Origin of the sequence: Streptomyces sp. CA-210063, assembly GCF_024612015.1 — a bacterium.
Classification (GTDB): domain Bacteria; phylum Actinomycetota; class Actinomycetes; order Streptomycetales; family Streptomycetaceae; genus Streptomyces.
This window is the reverse complement of the sequence record NZ_CP102512.1, coordinates 7,164,340-7,182,346: the sequence shown is the minus strand read 5'-3', so window position 1 is coordinate 7,182,346 and position 18,007 is coordinate 7,164,340. Positions and strand designations below refer to the sequence as shown.

Sequence of the window (18,007 nt, the reverse complement as noted above, 5' to 3'; positions counted from 1 at the left end):
TACGGCCGGTCGTTCGACTGCGGGTGCCTGGGGGCTGGTCGCGCAGTTCCCCGCGCCCCTGAAGGGGCGCGGGGAACTGCGCGAGCAACCACGCACCGCCCGCACCCACCCGACAGCCTCGGCCTCCCGAGCTCTCCCGTGGACCGGTCAGCGCCCGTTGAACGCATCCTTCAACCGCGAGAACAATCCCTGCTGCCCGGGCTGGAACTGCCCCGTAGGCCGCTCCTCACCCCGCAGCGCGGCCAGCTGCCGCAGCAGCCCCTCCTGCTCGGGGTCGAGCTTCGTCGGGGTCTGGACCTCCACGTGGACGATCAGATCGCCACGACCGCCGCCCCGCAGATGCGTGACACCGCGCCCGTGCAACGGAATCGACTGCCCGGACTGCGTCCCGGGCCGGATGTCGACCTCCTCAAGCCCGTCCAGCGTCTCCAGCGGCACCTTCGTACCGAGAGAAGCCGCCGTCATCGGGATCGTCACCGTGCAGTGCAGATCGTCCCCGCGCCGCTGGAACATCGCGTGCGGAAGCTCGTGGATCTCGACGTAGAGGTCACCGGCGGGACCGCCACCGGGCCCGACCTCGCCCTCACCGGCCAGCTGGATCCGCGTGCCGTTGTCGACACCGGCCGGGATCTTGACCGTCAGCGTCCGCCGCGACCGCACGCGCCCGTCGCCCGCGCACTCGGGGCACGGGTTCGGGACGATCGTGCCGAAGCCCTGGCACTGCGGGCAGGGGCGGGACGTCATGACCTGGCCCAGGAAGGACCGCGTGACCTGCGAGACCTCACCGCGACCGCGACACATGTCACAGGTCTGGGCGGTCGTACCCGGGGCCGCGCCCTCACCACTGCAGGTGGTGCACACGATGGCCGTGTCGACCTGGATGTCCTTCGTCGTACCGAAGGCCGCCTCGTCGAGGTCGATCTCCAGCCGGATCATCGCGTCCTGGCCCCGGCGCGTACGCGACCGCGGACCCCGCTGGGACGCCGTACCGAAGAAGGCGTCCATGATGTCCGAGAAGTTCCCGAAGCCACCCGCGCCGAAGCCGCCCGCGCCCTGGCCGCCCGCCTGGGACAGGGGGTCGCCGCCGAGGTCGTAGACCTGCTTCTTCTGCGGGTCCGAGAGCACCTCGTAGGCGGCGTTGATCTCCTTGAACCGCTCCTGGGTCTTCGGATCGGGATTGACGTCCGGATGCAGCTCGCGCGCGAGCCTCCGGAACGCCTTCTTGATCTCGTCCTGAGACGCGTCGCGGCGCACGCCGAGTACGGCGTAGTAGTCCGTGGCCACTTAAGACTCCGCCAGGATCTGTCCGACGTACCGTGCCACCGCTCGTACCGCTCCCATCGTTCCCGGATAGTCCATGCGCGTAGGTCCGACCACGCCCAGTTTCGCTACTGCCTCGCCGCCCGAACCGTAGCCGACGGAGACGACGGACGTGGAGTTGAGTCCCTCATAGGCGTTCTCATGACCGATGCGTACGGTCATGCCCGAATCCCCGGCCTCGCCAAGCAACTTGAGGAGGACGACCTGCTCCTCCAAGGCTTCCAGAACGGGCCGGATCGTGAGGGGGAAGTCATGTCCGAAGCGGGTGAGATTGGCGGTGCCGCCGATCATCAGCCGCTCCTCGTTCTCCTCGACGAGGGTCTCCAGCAGGGTGGAGAGCACCGTCGTGACCGTGCCCCGGTCCTCGACGTCGAACGCCTCCGGCAGGTCCTCGACCAGCCGGGGAACGTCGGTGAACCGGCGGCCCGCGACCTTGCTGTTGAGCCGGGCGCGCAGATCCGCGAGTGACGATTCTCCGAACGGTGCGGGGCAGTCGACCAGCCGCTGCTCCACCCGTCCCGTGTCCGTGATCAGCACGAGCATCAGCCGGGCGGGGGCCAGCGACAGCAGCTCCACATGCCGCACCGTCGACCGAGTGAGCGACGGATACTGCACGACGGCGACCTGTCGCGTCAGCTGCGCGAGCAGCCGTACGGTCCTGGCCACCACGTCGTCGAGATCGACCGCGCCGTCCAGGAAGTTCTGGATGGCGCGCCGCTCGGGCGGGGTCATGGGCTTGACGCCGGCCAGCTTGTCGACGAAGAGCCGGTACCCCTTGTCGGTGGGGATGCGGCCCGCGCTGGTGTGGGGCTGGGCGATGAAACCCTCGTCCTCCAGCGCCGCCATGTCGTTGCGGACGGTCGCCGGGGAGACCCCGAGGTTGTGCCGCTCCGTGAGCGCCTTGGAACCGACCGGCTCCTCGGTGCCCACGTAGTCCTGGACGATGGCGCGCAGCACCTGGAGCCTGCGTTCACTGAGCACCGCGCACACCTCCAGTCGCTTTCCTGTGACTCCCCGTTGGCACTCACCCCGGGCGAGTGCCAACACTCCCCGCCCAGTGTACGGCGGTGGGGTACGCCCCCGGCAAGGCCGGTCCAGCCACATCATGCCGACGTGTACCGACCTGTCCGGCGATGTCGGACCGCTTTCTACTGACGGGTACGCGACGACGCCGACCCCGACCGGGGCTCCGGCGGGGTTCCGGCCGACGAGCGCACCGGGGGTCCCGGCACCTTCCGACCGGGTGGAAGCCACCCCTGATTTCCTCGACGCCCTCCTCGTCGGCCTCCCTCGACCGGTACACCGTGAGCTACAGCTAGCGTCGGCGTATGACGGTGACTTGGGAAGAGTTCGGGTGGCAGGGATTGACGCCCCGGGTCGGACGGTGCCGACTTCCCGGCTGGGACTGCACGGTCGGGCTGGTGATCGGGGACGGAGGGGCCCTCATGATCGACGCGGGTTCGAGCCTCCGTGAGGGCGCGCGGTTGCGTGCCGAAGCGCGCCACCTGCTCGGCGGCGCCCGTGTGACACATCTCGCGCTCACGCACTCCCATTTCGACCATGTCTTCGGAGCGGCCGCGTTCGCGGGGGTCGAGATCTTCGGCGCGGTGGGCCTCGACGGCGTTCTGGCCCGCGACCGCGAGGCCCTCCGCGCGGACGCGGTGCACCACGGTCTCCCCCTCACGGACGCCACCGAGGCCGCCGACCTCCTCGTACGCCCCCGCCACCACGTCTCCGGCGAGTGGACACTCGACCTGGGCGGCGGGCTCCAGGTACTGCTGGCGAACGTCGGACCGGGCCACACGGGGCATGACTTGGCGGTCCTGGTGCCGGGCGCTCCGGGGGGTGCGGATTCTGCGGGGGCTGTGGGGGCTGCGGGGGCTGCGGGGGCTGCGGGCTTTCCGGAGGTCGTCTTCTGCGGGGATCTGGTCGAGGAGTCCGGCGAGCCCCAGGCGGGCCCTGACGCCGTGCCCTCCCGCTGGCCTGCCGCGCTCGACCGTCTCCTGGCCCTGGGCGGCGAGGACGCGCTGTACGTCCCCGGGCACGGGGCGGTGGTGGACGCGGCGTTCGTACGGGCCCAACGCGACGCGCTGGCCCGCCGCTTCGACGCGTCGTAGCCGGTCGTGGCCAGTCGTGGCCACCGGCGTGTCGCGCTGAGCACGGCGGGATTCCCGGGCGGGCTTCTCCTATCGTCATCCGAATGCGCCAGTACTCACCCGACCTGACCCCTCCCTGGAAGAAGCCCAAGCGGGCCCCCGAGGTCCCGGCCGACCCGGGCCTGGTCGTCGAGGAACCCACCACCGGCTTCTGCGGCGCGGTCATCCGCTGCGAGGCGGGCACGGTGACGTTGGAGGACCGCTTCGGCAAGCACCGCGTGTTCCCGCTGGAACCCCGGGGCTTCCTCCTGGAGGGCCGGGTGGTGACCCTGGTCCGCCCCTCGTCGGCCTCCCCCTCCCGCCCCACCCGCACGGCGTCCGGCTCGGTGGCCGTCCCCGGCGCCCGCGCCCGCGTGGCCCGCGCGGGCCGCATCTACGTCGAGGGCCGCCACGACGCCGAACTCGTCGAGCGGGTCTGGGGCGACGACCTGCGCATCGAGGGTGTGGTCGTGGAGTACCTGGAGGGCGTGGACGACCTCCCCGCGATCGTCGCCGAGTTCGCCCCCGGCCCGGACGCACGCCTCGGGGTCCTGGTCGACCACCTGGTCCCGGGCAGCAAGGAGTCACGTATCGCGGCGTCCGTGACGAGCGAGTACGCGCTGGTCGTGGGCCACCCGTACATCGACATCTGGGAGGCGGTGAAGCCGTCGTCGGTGGGCATCGCGGCGTGGCCTCGCGTGCCGCGCGGGCAGGACTGGAAGACGGGGGTGTGCCGGGCGCTGGGGTGGCCGCCGGAGAACACGGGGGCGGTGTGGCAGGCGATTCTGGGGCGGGTGGGTTCCTACAGGGACCTGGAGCCGGAGTTGCTGGGGCGGGTGGAGGAGCTGATCGACTTCGTCACCGCAACGGCCAGCGGTGAGGTCTGACGTTGGGCAACGTGCTGAATCCGCTGGTGTCGACGTCGAGTCCCAAAGCCGGCAGGGGCACCGTTTCACCGAACTTCCAGATCTTTTGCCCCTTGTAGTCAGCCTTCTCACCTACGCCCTCAGGCCTCGTCAGTACGACGCACTGCGCCATGACCGGGTCGACGATGAGGTAGACAGGCACCCCACCTGCGGCGTAGATCGATCGCTTCACACCGTAGTCACGGTCGACGCTGGTCTTGGAGACGACCTCCACGACCATGGTGATCAGCGCGGACGGCAGCAGCCGTCCCGAGGCGGGCAGAATCTCGGGTGCTACGACCACCAGGTCGGGGACAGGCTCGCTCGCCTCGCTGACGACGTCGACGTCCTGTGTCTGGAGGGCGTACCAGTGGTCAACCGGAATCTGCCTGCCCAGCAACATCACGATGACGTTGTGCACCAGGTCAGGGCTGGCCATCATCACGATTTCCCCCCGGAGAAGTTCGACCTTGACACCCTCGGGTGGCTCGAACTGCTCGAAGAACCTGGTCATCCCGCGCTCGTCCACAGCGGTCATCTCCGCAGCCTCCGGTTTCTGCCACCGTCAGTTACGGCAGCAGCCTACGAACCAGGTTAGGTACCGAACCGGCGTTCAGCAGCGATTCACCCGCCCGAGTGATCAGTCCACCAAATCCCGCACCACCGCGTCCGCCAGCAACCGCCCCCGCAGCGTCAGCACCGCGCGCCCCTCCTCGTACGGCCCCGCCTCCAACAGCCCGTCGGACAGAGCTCGGCCGGCGGCCGCCAGGCCTTCCTCCCGCAGCAAGGACAACGGGCAGCCCTCCCGCAGCCTCAGCTCCAGCAGGATCCGCTCGACCCGCCGGTCCTCCTCTGACAGCAGCTCACGCCCGGCCCCCGGAGATCGCCCGGCGGCGAGTGCGCCCGCGTACGCGCCCGGGTGTTTCACGTTCCACCAGCGGACGCCCCCGACGTGGCTGTGGGCGCCCGGTCCCGCGCCCCACCAGTCCGCGCCGCGCCAGTACAGCTCGTTGTGGAGGCAGCGGCCCGCGTCGGAGGTGGCCCAGTTGGAGACCTCGTACCAGTCGAAGCCGGCGGCGCCGAGCATCTCCTCGGCGATGAGGTAGCGGTCGGCGTGGACGTCGTCGTCGGTCATCGGGACCTCGCCCCGGCGGATGCGCCGTGCGAGCTGCGTGCCCTCCTCGACGATCAACGCGTACGCCGAGACATGGTCGGGGCCGGCGCCGAGAGCGGCTTCCAGCGAGGCCCGCCAGTCGTCGTCGGACTCCCCCGGCGTGCCGTAGATCAGGTCGAGATTGACGTGGTCGAACCCGGCCGCGCGCGCCTCCGCGACGCATGCTTCCGGACGCCCCGGCGTGTGCGTACGGTCGAGCACCCGCAGCACGTGCTGCCTCGCGCTCTGCATGCCGAAGGAGACGCGGTTGAAGCCACCGGCGCGGAGGGCTGCCAGGTAGGCGGGGTCCACGGACTCCGGGTTCGCCTCCGTCGTCACCTCCGCGTCGTCCGCGAGGCCGAACTCGTCACGGATCGCCCCCAGCATCCGTACGAGATCGTCGGCGGCCAGCAGCGTGGGCGTGCCGCCGCCGACGAAGACCGTACGGACGGGGCGCGGGTCGTCGCCGAGGACCTTGCGGGCGAGGCGGATCTCGTCGACGACCGTGTCCGCGTAGTTGTCGCGGGAGGCGAGGACGCCGCCGGTGCCGCGCAGCTCGGTCGCGGTGTAGGTGTTGAAGTCGCAGTAGCCGCAGCGGGTCGCGCAGTACGGGACGTGCAGATAGAACCCGAGGGGACGCTCGGCCGCGCCGGCCAGGGCGTGCGCGGGCAGCGCACCGTCGTCGGGGACGGGCTCACCGTCGGGGAGTGCGGAAGGCATGTCTTCCATTGTCCAGCACCGGCCGGCCCTCCCCCGACGGGCGCCCGCCCCCTACTCCGCCTGCAACACCAACAGCGCCAGATCGTCGTCCGGTGGCCGTTCCCCGAACTCGTGCACCAGCCGGCGGATCCGCTCGGCGATCAGCTGGGCGTCGAGCCCGGCGCAGCCGACGAGCGCGGCGGCGAGGCCGTCCCCGTCGTCGAACATGTGGGGCCCGCTGCGCCGCTCGGTGACCCCGTCGGTCACGCACAGCAGCGTGTCGCCGGGGCCCAGCTCGAACGTCTCGGAGACGTACTCGGTGTCCTCGATCACCCCGAGCAGCGTCTGCGGCTCGGCCACGGCCCGTACGTCGCCGTCGGGGCCGAGGAGCAGCGGCAGTGGGTGTCCGGCGGAGGCGAGGGTGCAGCGGACGCCGCCGTCGACGGGGACGAGTTCGCCGTAGAGGAGGGAGAGGAAGCGGGTCTGCGGGCCGTCGGGGTCGACGAGGCCGGGGTCGCCCGCCGTGACCAGGGCGCGGGCGGCGGCGTCCGCCGCCTCGGTCGCGTCGTCGAGGAGGAGCTGGTTGAGGCGGTCGAGTACGTCGGCGACGCCGTATCCCTCGCGGGCGAGCAGCCGCAGCCAGGGCCGGGCGAGTCCGATGACCACCGCGGCCTCGGGGCCCTTGCCCTGGACGTCGCCGATCGCGAAGCACCAGCGGCCGCGGCCCGCCGGGAACAGGTCGTAGAAGTCGCCGCTGGGTCCGCCCTTGTCGCACGGCTCGTAGACGAGCGCGCTGGACACGCCGGGGATCTCGGCGACCGCGCCCGGCAGCAGCCCGCGCTGCAGGACCCGGCTGATGGTGGCCTGACGTGCGTACTGCCGGGCCGCCCCGATGGACAGCGCGATCCGCCGGCTGAGGTCCTCGACCAGCCCGGTCACCTCGTCCGGGAACCGGAGCAGTCCGGCCCGGCCGATGACAAGGGTGCCGAGGGGCCGCCCACCGGCGATCAGCCGGTAGGCGAGCGCCGCGCCGCCTTCGCCTCGCTCCGTGGACCCGCCTTCACGCTGCACCACGGGCGCGGCATCACGCTGCACCATGGGCCCGCCTTCGCCTCGCTCCGTGGGCCCGCCTTCGCGCTGCACCACGGGCTCAGCTTCGCGCTGCACCACGGGCCGGCCTTCGCCCTTCTCCACCGGCGTGCCATCGCCCCACCCTGATGGCCTGCCTTCGTCATCCCCTGCCGACCCTCCAGCGCCTTTCCTTGCCGGCCCTCCGCCGCCTTGCTCTGCCGGCCCACCGGAGCCTTGCTCTGCCGGCCATCCGCCGCCTTGCCCTACCGACGACCCTCCGCCGCCTTGCCCTGCCGCCCTTCCTACGCCATACCCCGCCGCCCCACCGTCGCTCTTCTCCTCGGGCGCCCCGCTCTCCGTTCCGCTCCCCGAATCCGGTCCCGCCCCGGCCCCCACCCTCGCTCCCGCTCCCGCTCCCGGCCACGGCACAGGCACCGCCCGCGAGCGCACCGACTCCGGCAGCCTCGGTGGGTTCTTCTCCAGGGCTCGACGCAGTTCCTCGATCCGGTTCTCGCTGCAGTGCCAGACGCGGGCGAGGCGTGGTGCCGGGCCGAGCGAACCGTCGCCGCCGCGCCAGCCCATCCCCTCGTCCTCCAGCCACACCGCGCACCAGTCGGCCAGCCTCGGCACCAGAAGCTGTCCGGCGAGCGCGGCGACCAGATCCTCGTCCAGTTGCCCGGCGAGCAGATCGGACGCCTCGGCGAGAAAGGAGAGGGCACCCCGGTTCAGCCACTCCCGGTCGCGCTCCCCGCCGCGCCGCGGGAAAGGGGCCACGAGGTCGACCGGGCCCGGGCCATGATCGAGCCCGACCTCACCGGCGTACGCCCGCGCGCCTCCCTGCTCCCGCCCCTCCTCGGCACCGGCGTACGCCCGCGCGTCCCAGCCCTCGTCGCCCTCGCACGCCCCGGCTTCACCCCCGTACACCGCGGCCGCCGCACTCCCACCGGCACCGGCGTACGCCCCCACGTCCCCCACGTCCCGCGCATCACCGCCGTACGCCTCGATCGCGTCCTCCACCGCCATCGGCCCGTCGACCGACAGCCGGGCCCAGACGGTCTTCATGCCCGTCCGGTAGGTGATCCCCCAGGCCTCGGAGAGCGCGGCGACAAGGCGCAGGCCGCGGCCGTACTCCGCCGCCCCGTAAGGGCGTTCGACGAGGTACGGGCGTTCGGCGCCCTCGTCCCGTACCGGCCGGGAGGGATGGTGGTCGGAGACCTCGACGACCAGCCAACCGGAGTCGGTCAGGTCGTCGCGGCCGAGCCGGCACAGCAGCTCGACGTCCGTGCCCGCGTGGACGACCGCGTTGGTGACCAGCTCGCTGACCACGACGAGCACGTCCTCGACGAAGCGGGCGGAGAGGGTGGCGGCGCCGGGGAGGTCGAGTTCGGCCCACTCCGCGAGCGCGGCGCCGACGAAGCGCCGGGCGGCTCCCGGCGCGAGCGGGCCGCCGGGAAGCGACACATGCGCCACCGCACGCCGGTCGAGGCCCGCGTACACCCCCGCACCCGCGTACGCCGGTGCGTCAGGAGCACAGGACACGGTCTCCCGTTGCGTCGGAATGGCCCCCACTGAGCGGCTCCCTGAGAAGTTCGGACGAATAGGCCTCAGGCGGCACGGACAGAGTGACAGACTGACCACGCCCATAAGCGCCGAGTTACCGAAGTGGGCCACCATGAGTGAGAACAGTGCTACTCGCGTGCTCGAAGACGGTCAAAAAGACAGCCATATGGACGGACTGATCCGGGTATCCGATCTGCGCGCGCTGACCGCGGCCATGACCGCCGCTCGCGACGGCAGCTTCACGAAGGTCCCGGAGTCGGGCCCCGCGCCGGTGGCGGAGCTGTGCGCCCTCTTCAACCAGATCATCGACCGCAGCACCCACTTCGGCAGCGAAGTGCAGCGTGTGCGGAGGGAGTTGGTCCGGCACGGCCGCCTCGACGAGCGTCTTTCGGCCAGCCCGGGCCAGGGTGCCTGGGCGACCCGTGTCGACGACGTCAACCAGACACTCGACGCCCTGGTCGCCCCCGCCGCGAACGCCACGCGTGTGCTGGACGCGGTGGCCGGCGGCGACCTGACCCAGCGGGTCGACCTGCACGACGGCAACCGCCAACTCCGGGGAGACCTGCGCCGGTTGGGCCGCGCCGTGAACAAGATGGTCGACCAGCTGTCGCTGTTCACCGGCGAGGTGACCCGGGTCGCCCGCGAGGTCGGCACCGAGGGACGGCTCGGCGGGCGCGCCAAGGTGCGCGGCCTGTCGGGGAGTTGGCGGGATGTGACGGAGGCGGTCAACACCATGGCCTCCCGGCTGACCGCACAGGTGCGCGACATCGCCCTGGTGACGACTTCGGTGGCGCGCGGCGACCTGACCCGCACGGTGACCGTCGAGGCGACCGGCGAGCTGCTCGAACTGAAGCTCACCGTGAACACGATGGTCGACCAGCTGTCCGCCTTCGCCGACGAGGTCACCCGCGTGGCCCGCGAGGTCGGCACCGAGGGCCAACTCGGCGGTCGCGCCCAGGTCCGTGGCGTATCGGGCGTCTGGAAGGACCTCACCGACAACGTCAACTTCATGGCGTCGAACCTGACGTCCCAGGTCCGCAACATCGCCCAGGTCACCACCGCCGTCGCCAACGGCGACCTGAGCCAGAAGATCACGGTCGACGCGCAGGGCGAGATCCTGGAACTGAAGTCCACCATCAACACGATGGTCGACCAGCTCTCCGCCTTCGCCGACGAGGTCACCCGCGTCGCCCGCGAGGTCGGCACCGAGGGAAACCTCGGCGGCCGGGCCCAGGTCCGAGGCGTGTCCGGCGTCTGGAAGGACCTCACCGACAACGTCAACTTCATGGCGGACAACCTGACGTCCCAGGTCAGGAACATCGCCCTCGTCTCCACGGCCGTCGCCCAGGGCGACCTCGGCAAGAAGATCACCGTCGAGGCGAAGGGCGAGATCCTGGAGCTGAAATCGACCATCAACACGATGGTCGACCAACTGTCCGCCTTCGCCGACGAGGTCACCCGCGTCGCCCGCGAGGTCGGCACCGAGGGAAACCTCGGCGGCCAGGCACAGGTGCGGGGCGTGTCCGGCGTCTGGAAGGACCTCACCGACAACGTCAACTTCATGGCCCTGAACCTGACGTCCCAGGTCCGCAACATCGCCCAGGTCACCACCGCCGTCGCCAACGGCGACCTCTCCAAGAAGATCACCGTCGACGCCCGCGGCGAGATCCTGGAGCTGAAGGACACCGTCAACACGATGGTCGAGCAGCTACGCGCCTTCGCCGACGAGGTGACGAGGGTGGCCCGCGAGGTCGGCACCGACGGCGCGCTCGGCGGGCGGGCCCAGGTGCTGGGCGTGTCGGGTGTGTGGCGGGACCTCACCGACAACGTCAACTACATGGCGGACAACCTGACGTCCCAGGTCAGGAACATCGCCCAGGTGACCACAGCCGTGGCGAACGGCGACCTCTCCAAGAAGATCGACGTGGACGCGCGCGGCGAGATCCTGGAGCTGAAGACCGCCATCAACACCATGGTCGACACCCTCTCCTCCTTCTCCTCCGAGGTCACCCGGGTCGCCCGCGAGGTCGGCTCCGAGGGCCGACTCGGCGGCCAGGCAAGGGTCGAGGGCGTGTACGGCACCTGGAAGCGGCTGACGACGAACGTGAACGAACTCGCGTCGAACCTGACCACCCAGGTCCGAGCCATCGCCGAGGTCGCCTCGGCCGTGGCCCAGGGAGACATGTCCCGCTCGATCACGGTGGAGACGCAGGGCGAGGTCGCCGAGCTGAAGGACAACATCAACCTGATGGTGGCCAACCTCCGCGAGACCACCCGCGCGAAGGACTGGCTGGAGTCCAACCTCGCCCGCCTCGCCGCCCTGATGCAGGGCCACCGCGATCTGATGGAGGTCGCCGACCTGATCCTGCGCGAGCTGACCCCGCTGGTGAACGCCCAGTACGGCGCGTTCTACCTGGCCGACCCCGACGAGGACGGCACGGCCCCGCTCCCGGTGGCGCCCACCAAGGGCCTCGCCTTCATCGCGGGCTACGGCGCGGCACAGGGCGCGACCGTCGAGACCGGCGGCCTGCCCGTGCACGGTCTCGTCGCACAGGCGGCCCGTGAGAAGAAGCGGATCCTGGTGGAGGAGGCCCCGCCGGACTACATCAAGATCAACAGCGGCCTCGGCGAGGCCTCCCCGTCCAGCGTCGTCATCATCCCGATCCTCTTCGAGGACAAGCTCCTCGGCGTGATCGAGCTTGCCTCCTTCTCACGCTTCTCCGATGTCCACCTGGCGTTCTTCGACCAGTTCGTGAACACCATCGGCGTCGCCATCAACACGATCATCGCCAACTCCCGCACGGAGTCCCTCCTCGGCGAGTCCCAGCGCCTCGCCATGCAGCTCCAGGAACGCTCCGACGAACTACAGGAGCAGCAGGCGGAGTTGCAGCGCTCGAATGCCGAACTGGAGGAGAAAGCCGCCTTGTTGGCCACCTCGTCCCAGTACAAGTCGGAGTTCCTGGCGAACATGTCCCACGAACTCCGCACGCCACTGAACTCGTTGCTGATCCTGGCGCGGCTGCTCTCCGACAACCCGGACGGCCATCTCACCGACCAGGAGGTGCAGTTCGCGGCCACGATCCACCGCTCCGGCTCCGACCTCCTCCAGCTGATCAACGACATCCTGGACCTCTCGAAGATCGAGGCCGGCCGGATGGACGTACGCCCGAAGCGCCTCCCGCTGATCAAGCTCCTGGACTACGTCCACGCCACGTTCCGCCCGCTCACCCTCGACCGGGGCCTGGCCTTCGAGGTCACGGTCGGCGAGAACGTACCGCGCGAGATGTACTCGGACGAGCAGCGTCTGCAGCAGATCCTCCGCAACCTCCTCTCCAACGCGATCAAGTTCACCGCGTCAGGCCGGGTCGAGCTGACCGTCAGCCGCGTCAAGGACCCCGACCACCGCTTCACCCGCGAGGACCACGACGAGGTGATCGCCTTCGCGGTCTCCGACACCGGCATCGGCATCGCGGCCGAGAAACTCCCGGTGATCTTCGAGGCGTTCCAGCAGGCCGACGGCACCACCAACCGCAAGTACGGCGGCACCGGCCTGGGCCTGTCCATCAGCCGTGAGATCGCCGGCCTGCTGGGCGGCCGCATCATCGCCGAGAGCGTCCCCGGCAAGGGCTCCACCTTCACGCTGTACGTCCCCGTCTTCAGCCCCGGCCACGGGGTGACGGGCCCCGCCGCCGAGGAGCACGGCACCCTCGTACCCGAACAGCTGACCGCCGAGCCGTACCCGGCCGTGCACGACAGCGACGACACCTGGCCCGCGCCCACCAAGCTGGAGGCGTGGAAGGTGGGACGCGCCGGTCAAGTCCTGCCCGGCCGCCGGGTGTTGATCGTGGACGACGACATCCGCAACGTCTTCGCGCTCACCCATGTCCTGGGCCGCGTCGGCATGACCGTCCTCTACGCCGAGAACGGCCGCGAGGGCATCGAGACCCTGGAGCGGAACCCGGACGTCGAACTCGTCCTGATGGACATCATGATGCCGGAGATGGACGGCTACGAGACGATCTCCGCCATCCGCCGCTCCCCCCGCTGGGCCGGCCTGCCCATCGTCGCCCTCACCGCCAAGGCGATGCCCGGCGACCGCGAGAAGTCCATCGCCCGCGGCGCCAACGACTACGTACCGAAGCCGGTGGACGTGGACCAGCTGCTCACGGTCGTCTGCGCGGTCCTGGACCCGGAGGGCGCCGAGCAGCCGCCCGAGAAACGCACCGAAGAGAACGAGGCACCCTCACCATGACCCCTCAGGACCGGACCGACCACAGCGCGGGCATCCTCCTCGTCGACGACATGGAGGACAACCTGATCGCCCTGGAGGCCGTCCTGGCATCCCTCAACGAGCCGCTCGTACGCGCCCGTTCGGGCGAGGACGCCATGAAGGCCCTCCTCCGGCAACGCTTCGCCGTCGTCCTCCTCGACGTCCGCATGCCCGGCATGGACGGCTTCGAGACCGCCGCCCACATCAAGCGCCTCGACCAGACCAAGGACGTCCCGATCATCTTCCTCACCGGCACCGACGCCGACGCGGGCTACGCCTTCCGCGGCTACGCCACAGGAGCCGCCGACTACTTGACCAAGCCCTTCGACCCCTGGGTCCTACGAGCCAAGGTCAGCGTCTTCCTGGACCTGCACCGCAAGACCCGACAACTGGAAAACCTGCTGGCACGGCAGCGGGCACACGGGGAGCGGGTCAACTCACTCCTGTCCACGCTGGAGAAGCAACTGTCCCAAGACTCCCCGGACTTGTCGGAGGCCCGAATACAGATCCGGGACCTCCAGAAACTGATGTCAGGGGAAAACCGCACGTAACTCAGGGGCGCGGGGAACTGCGCGACAAGCCCCAGCGAACCCGCTGCTGACATGCGGCCCGCAGTTCCCCGGCTCTCAAGCGGAGCGCTACGCCTCCCGAGTCCCCGCGTACATGTCCTCAATAAGGTGCTGGTACTCCTTCTCCACCACCGGCCGCTTCAACTTCAGACTCGGCGTCAGCTCACCGTGCTCGACATCAAGATCCCGCGGCAGAAGACGGAACTTCTTGACGGTCTGCCACCGCTGCAACCCCTCGTTCAGCTGCGCGACATACCCCTCGACGAGCTCCACCGTCGCCGGCGCCGCGATGACCTCCTCGTAGGACTTCCCCTCCAGCCCGTTCTCCGCGGCCCACCCCTGGATGGACGGCTCGTCGAGCGCGATGAGCGCGGTACAGAAGTTACGGTCCGCACCGATCACCATGACGTTGGACGTGAACGGGCACAGCGCCTTGAACTGCCCCTCGATCTCGGTCGGCGCGATGTACTTGCCACCGGACGTCTTGAACAGGTCCTTCTTGCGGTCGGTGATCCGCAGATACCCGTCGGGCGACAGCTCCCCGATGTCACCGGTGTGGAACCACCCGTCGGCCTCCAGCACCTCGGCGGTCTTCTCCGGCAGCCCGTGGTACCCCTCCATGATGCCGGGGCCGCGCAGCAGGATCTCGCCGTCGTCGGCGATGCGCACCTCCGTGCCGGGCAGCGGCTTGCCCACCGTGCCCGTGCGGAAGGCCTCGCCCGGGTTGAGGAACGACGCGGCGGAGGACTCGGTGAGACCGTAGCCCTCCAGGATGGGGATGCCGGCGCCGGCGAAGAAGAAGCCGATCTCGGGCGCCAGCGCGACCGAGCCGGAGACACAGGCGCGCAGCCGGCCGCCGAACGCCTCGCGCAGCTTCTTGTAGACCAGCGCGTCGGCGACCTTGTGCTTGGCCTCCAGCCCGAACGGGACGGACGCGGTACCGGTGCGCCGGAAGTTGTCCTGGCTGACCTTGGCGTACTCGCGGGCGACCCCCGCCGCCCACTGGAAGATCTTGTACTTGGCCGGACCGCCCGCGCGCGCCTTGGCGACGACGCCGTTGTAGACCTTCTCGAAGATGCGCGGCACGGCGGCCATGTACGTCGGCTGCACGACCGGCAGATTCTCGATGATCTTGTCGACCCGGCCGTCGACGGCGGTGATGTGCCCGACCTCGATGTGTCCCGCGAGGAGCACCTTGCCCATGACGTGCGCGAGCGGCAGCCACAGGTACTGCACGTCCTCCGGTGCGAGCAGGCCGGTCGCCCCGATGGCCTTCGCCATGTACGCCCAGTTGTCGTGCGGGAGGCGGACGCCCTTGGGGCGGCCCGTGGTGCCCGAGGTGTAGATGAGGGTGGCGAGCTGGTCCTTGGTGATCGCGCCGACCTTCTCCTTGATCAGGTCGGGCTTCTTCTCCAGGTACGCGGCGCCGCGCTCCTCCAGCTCGGCGAGGGAGAGGATCCAGTCCTCCGAGAGGTCCGCGCCCTCGGGGTCGATGACCACGACATGGGTCAGCTCCGGCAGCTCGGCCTTCTTCTCGCGGGCCTTGGCGAGCTGCGCGGCGTTCTCGGCGATGAGCACCCGACTGCCGGAGTCGGACAGGATGTACGCGGATTCCTCGGCGTTCGTCTGCGGGTAGACCGTGGTGTTGGCCGCGCCCGCGCACATGATGCCGAGGTCGCACAGGATCCACTCGATCCTGGTGGCGGAGGACAGGGCGATGCGCTGTTCCGGCTGTACACCCAGCTCGACGAGCCCGGCCGCGATGGCGTTGACCCGTTCGGCCGCCTGCGCCCAGTTCAGCGACTTCCAGTCCGAGGGGCCCTGGCCGGAGGCGGGAGGCACGGGGTAGCGGAATGCCTCGGCGTCCGGCGTGGCCGCCACACGCTCCAGGAAGAGGGCCGCCATGGACGGCGGACGGTTCTCGATCAGGGTCTGTGTGTCGCTCACGACATCCTCCGGGGCACGCGACAGTACAGCTGGCTCATGGACTGTGCGGCTGGCTCAAAGCGGCTGTTGTTTAACTCGCGAGTAACCATCGAGTGGTGATCAGGGTAGAGCGCGGTTCGCCGGTTCGTAAGGGGCGGCGGGCGGTCACTTTCCACCGAGAACGACCGTACGATCACGCGCCGACGTCCCCCGGAAGACCCGCGGGCCCGCCGCGCCGAAACGCGACGAGCCCGCATTCTGCCCCAGTTTCCGTGGGTAACAGTGACTACCCCGGCGGTCGGCCACGCCCGCCGCCGATGGCTACTTCTTGCCCTTGCCGCCACCGGCGCTGTCGTCGCTGGACAGAACGGCGATGAAGGCCTCCTGCGGAACCTCCACAGAGCCCACCATCTTCATCCGCTTCTTGCCTTCCTTCTGCTTCTCCAGCAGCTTCCGCTTCCGGGAGATGTCACCGCCGTAGCACTTGGCGAGGACGTCCTTGCGGATGGCGCGGATGGTCTCGCGGGCGATGACCCGGGAGCCGATGGCGGCCTGGATGGGCACCTCGAAGGCCTGCCGCGGGATCAGCTCGCGCAGCTTGGCGACGAGCCGCACCCCGTACGCGTACGCCGCGTCCTTGTGCGTGATCGCCGAGAAGGCGTCCACCTTGTCGCCGTGCAGCAGGATGTCGACCTTGACCAGGCTGGAGGTCTGCTCGCCGGTGGGCTCGTAGTCGAGCGAGGCGTAGCCGCGGGTCTTGGACTTCAGCTGGTCGAAGAAGTCGAAGACGATCTCCGCGAGCGGCAGCGTGTACCGGATCTCGACCCGGTCCTCCGACAGATAGTCCATGCCGAGCAGGACACCGCGCCGGGTCTGGCACAGCTCCATGATCGACCCGATGAACTCGGAGGGAGCCAGGATCGTGGCGCGTACGACGGGTTCGTACACCTCCGCGATCTTGCCCTCCGGGAACTCGCTCGGGTTGGTGACGGTGTGCTCGCTGCCGTCCTCCATGACGACGCGGTACACGACGTTCGGCGCGGTGGCGATCAGATCGAGCCCGAACTCACGCTCGAGCCGCTCGCGAATGACATCGAGGTGGAGCAGCCCGAGGAAGCCGACCCGGAAGCCGAACCCCAGCGCGGCGGAGGTCTCCGGCTCGTACACCAGCGCGGCGTCGTTGAGCTGGAGCTTGTCGAGGGCGTCACGCAGCTCGGGGTAGTCCGACCCGTCCAGCGGATACAGCCCCGAGAAGACCATGGGCTTCGGATCCTTGTATCCACCCAGCGCCTCGGTCGCACCCTTGGCCAGGCTGGTGATGGTGTCACCGACCTTGGACTGCCGGACGTCCTTCACCCCGGTGATGAGGTAGCCCACCTCACCGACACCCAGTCCGTCCGCCGGGAGCATCTCGGGCGAGTTGGTCCCGATCTCCAGCAGCTCGTGCGTGGCATTGGTGGACATCATCCGGATCCGCTCACGCCTGTTGAGCTGCCCGTCGATGACACGGACGTACGTGACGACACCCCGGTACGAGTCGTACACCGAGTCGAAGATCATCGCGCGCGCGGGCGCGTCCTTGACCCCGACCGGCGCCGGAACCTCGGCGACGACCCGGTCGAGCAGCGCGTCGACGCCCACGCCCGTCTTGGCGGAGACCTTGAGAACGTCGTCGGGGTCACACCCGATGAGGTTGGCCAGTTCCTCGGAGAACTTCTCCGGCTGCGCGGCCGGCAGGTCGATCTTGTTCAGTACGGGGATGATCTTGAGGTCGTTCTCCATCGCCAGGTAGAGGTTGGCGAGAGTCTGCGCCTCGATGCCCTGGGCCGCGTCGACCAGGAGGACGGTCCCCTCACAGGCCGCCAACGACCGCGACACCTCGTACGTGAAGTCGACGTGCCCGGGGGTGTCGATCATGTTGAGGATGTGCGTGTTGCCCGGATCGGTGGTCGGCGCCCAGGGCAGACGCACCGCCTGGGACTTGATCGTGATACCGCGCTCACGCTCGATGTCCATGCGGTCGAGGTACTGAGCACGCATCTGCCGCTGGTCGACCACACCGGTCAGCTGGAGCATCCGGTCGGCGAGCGTGGACTTGCCGTGGTCGATGTGCGCGATGATGCAGAAATTGCGGATCTGAGCCGGGTCGGTACGGCTCGGCTCGGGCACATGGCTAGGGATCGCGGGCACGCAGGGTCCTGATTCTTGAGGCGTCCGCAGCCGTCTGCGGTCTCGGGTCGGATCGGATCTAGCGGGTCTATACGTAAGCACCATGGTCCCACGGGCGGAGAGCGGCGACCGGTTTGGGCCGACCCGTGGGTGGCTGGTAGCGTGGATGGCTGTGTCTCATGCCCTCTCAGCACGAGACACAACCCAAGAAAATCACCGGTTCGGGACCC

11 protein-coding genes are annotated in these 18,007 nt (G+C 69.7%); 4 read left to right on the top strand and 7 right to left on the bottom strand.

All coding sequences use genetic code 11. The annotated features are described in order from the left end of the window. Positions 1 to 147: 147 nt before the first annotated feature. A complete protein-coding gene (dnaJ, locus tag JIX56_RS31395; protein WP_257545482.1) occupies positions 148 to 1,284 on the bottom strand; it encodes a molecular chaperone DnaJ in 1,137 nt (378 codons plus the stop codon). Beyond that, positions 1,285 to 2,301, bottom strand: coding sequence for a heat-inducible transcriptional repressor HrcA (hrcA, locus tag JIX56_RS31390; protein ID WP_257545480.1), 1,017 nt, complete (start codon positions 2,299 to 2,301; stop codon positions 1,285 to 1,287). Between the two features lie 347 nt (positions 2,302 to 2,648). Between hrcA and JIX56_RS31385 the strand changes: the two genes are divergently transcribed. Further along, a complete protein-coding gene (locus JIX56_RS31385; protein ID WP_257545478.1) occupies positions 2,649 to 3,437 on the top strand; it encodes an MBL fold metallo-hydrolase in 789 nt (262 codons plus the stop codon). An 83-nt stretch (positions 3,438 to 3,520) separates the two neighbouring features. Next, a complete protein-coding gene (locus JIX56_RS31380; protein WP_257545476.1) occupies positions 3,521 to 4,342 on the top strand; it encodes a DUF3097 domain-containing protein in 822 nt (273 codons plus the stop codon). Here JIX56_RS31380 and JIX56_RS31375 read toward each other — a convergent pair. From JIX56_RS31375 to JIX56_RS31365, 3 genes are all read right to left on the bottom strand, one after another. Continuing rightward, positions 4,314 to 4,898, bottom strand: coding sequence for a Uma2 family endonuclease (locus JIX56_RS31375; RefSeq protein WP_257545474.1), 585 nt, complete (start codon positions 4,896 to 4,898; stop codon positions 4,314 to 4,316). The two genes, JIX56_RS31380 and JIX56_RS31375, sit on opposite strands and share 29 nt — an antisense overlap. 102 nt (positions 4,899 to 5,000) lie before the next feature. Then, positions 5,001 to 6,233, bottom strand: coding sequence for a radical SAM family heme chaperone HemW (gene hemW / locus JIX56_RS31370; protein WP_257545472.1), 1,233 nt, complete (start codon positions 6,231 to 6,233; stop codon positions 5,001 to 5,003). A gap of 51 nt (positions 6,234 to 6,284) precedes the next feature. Continuing rightward, on the bottom strand, positions 6,285 to 8,852 hold the full coding sequence (locus tag JIX56_RS31365) for an ATP-binding SpoIIE family protein phosphatase (RefSeq protein WP_257545470.1): 2,568 nt from the start codon (positions 8,850 to 8,852) through the stop codon (positions 6,285 to 6,287). Positions 8,853 to 9,009: 157 nt separating this feature from the next. Here JIX56_RS31365 and JIX56_RS31360 point away from each other — a divergent pair, with 157 nt between their 5' ends. Beyond that, complete coding sequence (locus tag JIX56_RS31360; protein WP_257545468.1) at positions 9,010 to 13,095, top strand: HAMP domain-containing protein; 4,086 nt, start codon at positions 9,010 to 9,012, stop codon at positions 13,093 to 13,095. Continuing rightward, a complete protein-coding gene (locus JIX56_RS31355; protein WP_257545466.1) occupies positions 13,092 to 13,664 on the top strand; it encodes a response regulator in 573 nt (190 codons plus the stop codon). Before JIX56_RS31360 ends, JIX56_RS31355 begins: the two co-directional genes overlap by 4 nt. An 87-nt stretch (positions 13,665 to 13,751) precedes the next feature. On the opposite strand, the gene JIX56_RS31350 is transcribed toward JIX56_RS31355, so the two are convergent. Continuing rightward, complete coding sequence (locus JIX56_RS31350) at positions 13,752 to 15,629, bottom strand: AMP-dependent synthetase/ligase (RefSeq protein ID WP_257545464.1); 1,878 nt, start codon at positions 15,627 to 15,629, stop codon at positions 13,752 to 13,754. Positions 15,630 to 15,929: 300 nt separating this feature from the next. Next, positions 15,930 to 17,798 (bottom strand): translation elongation factor 4, encoded by a 1,869-nt coding sequence (gene lepA / locus JIX56_RS31345; RefSeq protein ID WP_257545462.1) that lies wholly within the window; start codon positions 17,796 to 17,798, stop codon positions 15,930 to 15,932. Positions 17,799 to 18,007: the final 209 nt, after the last annotated feature.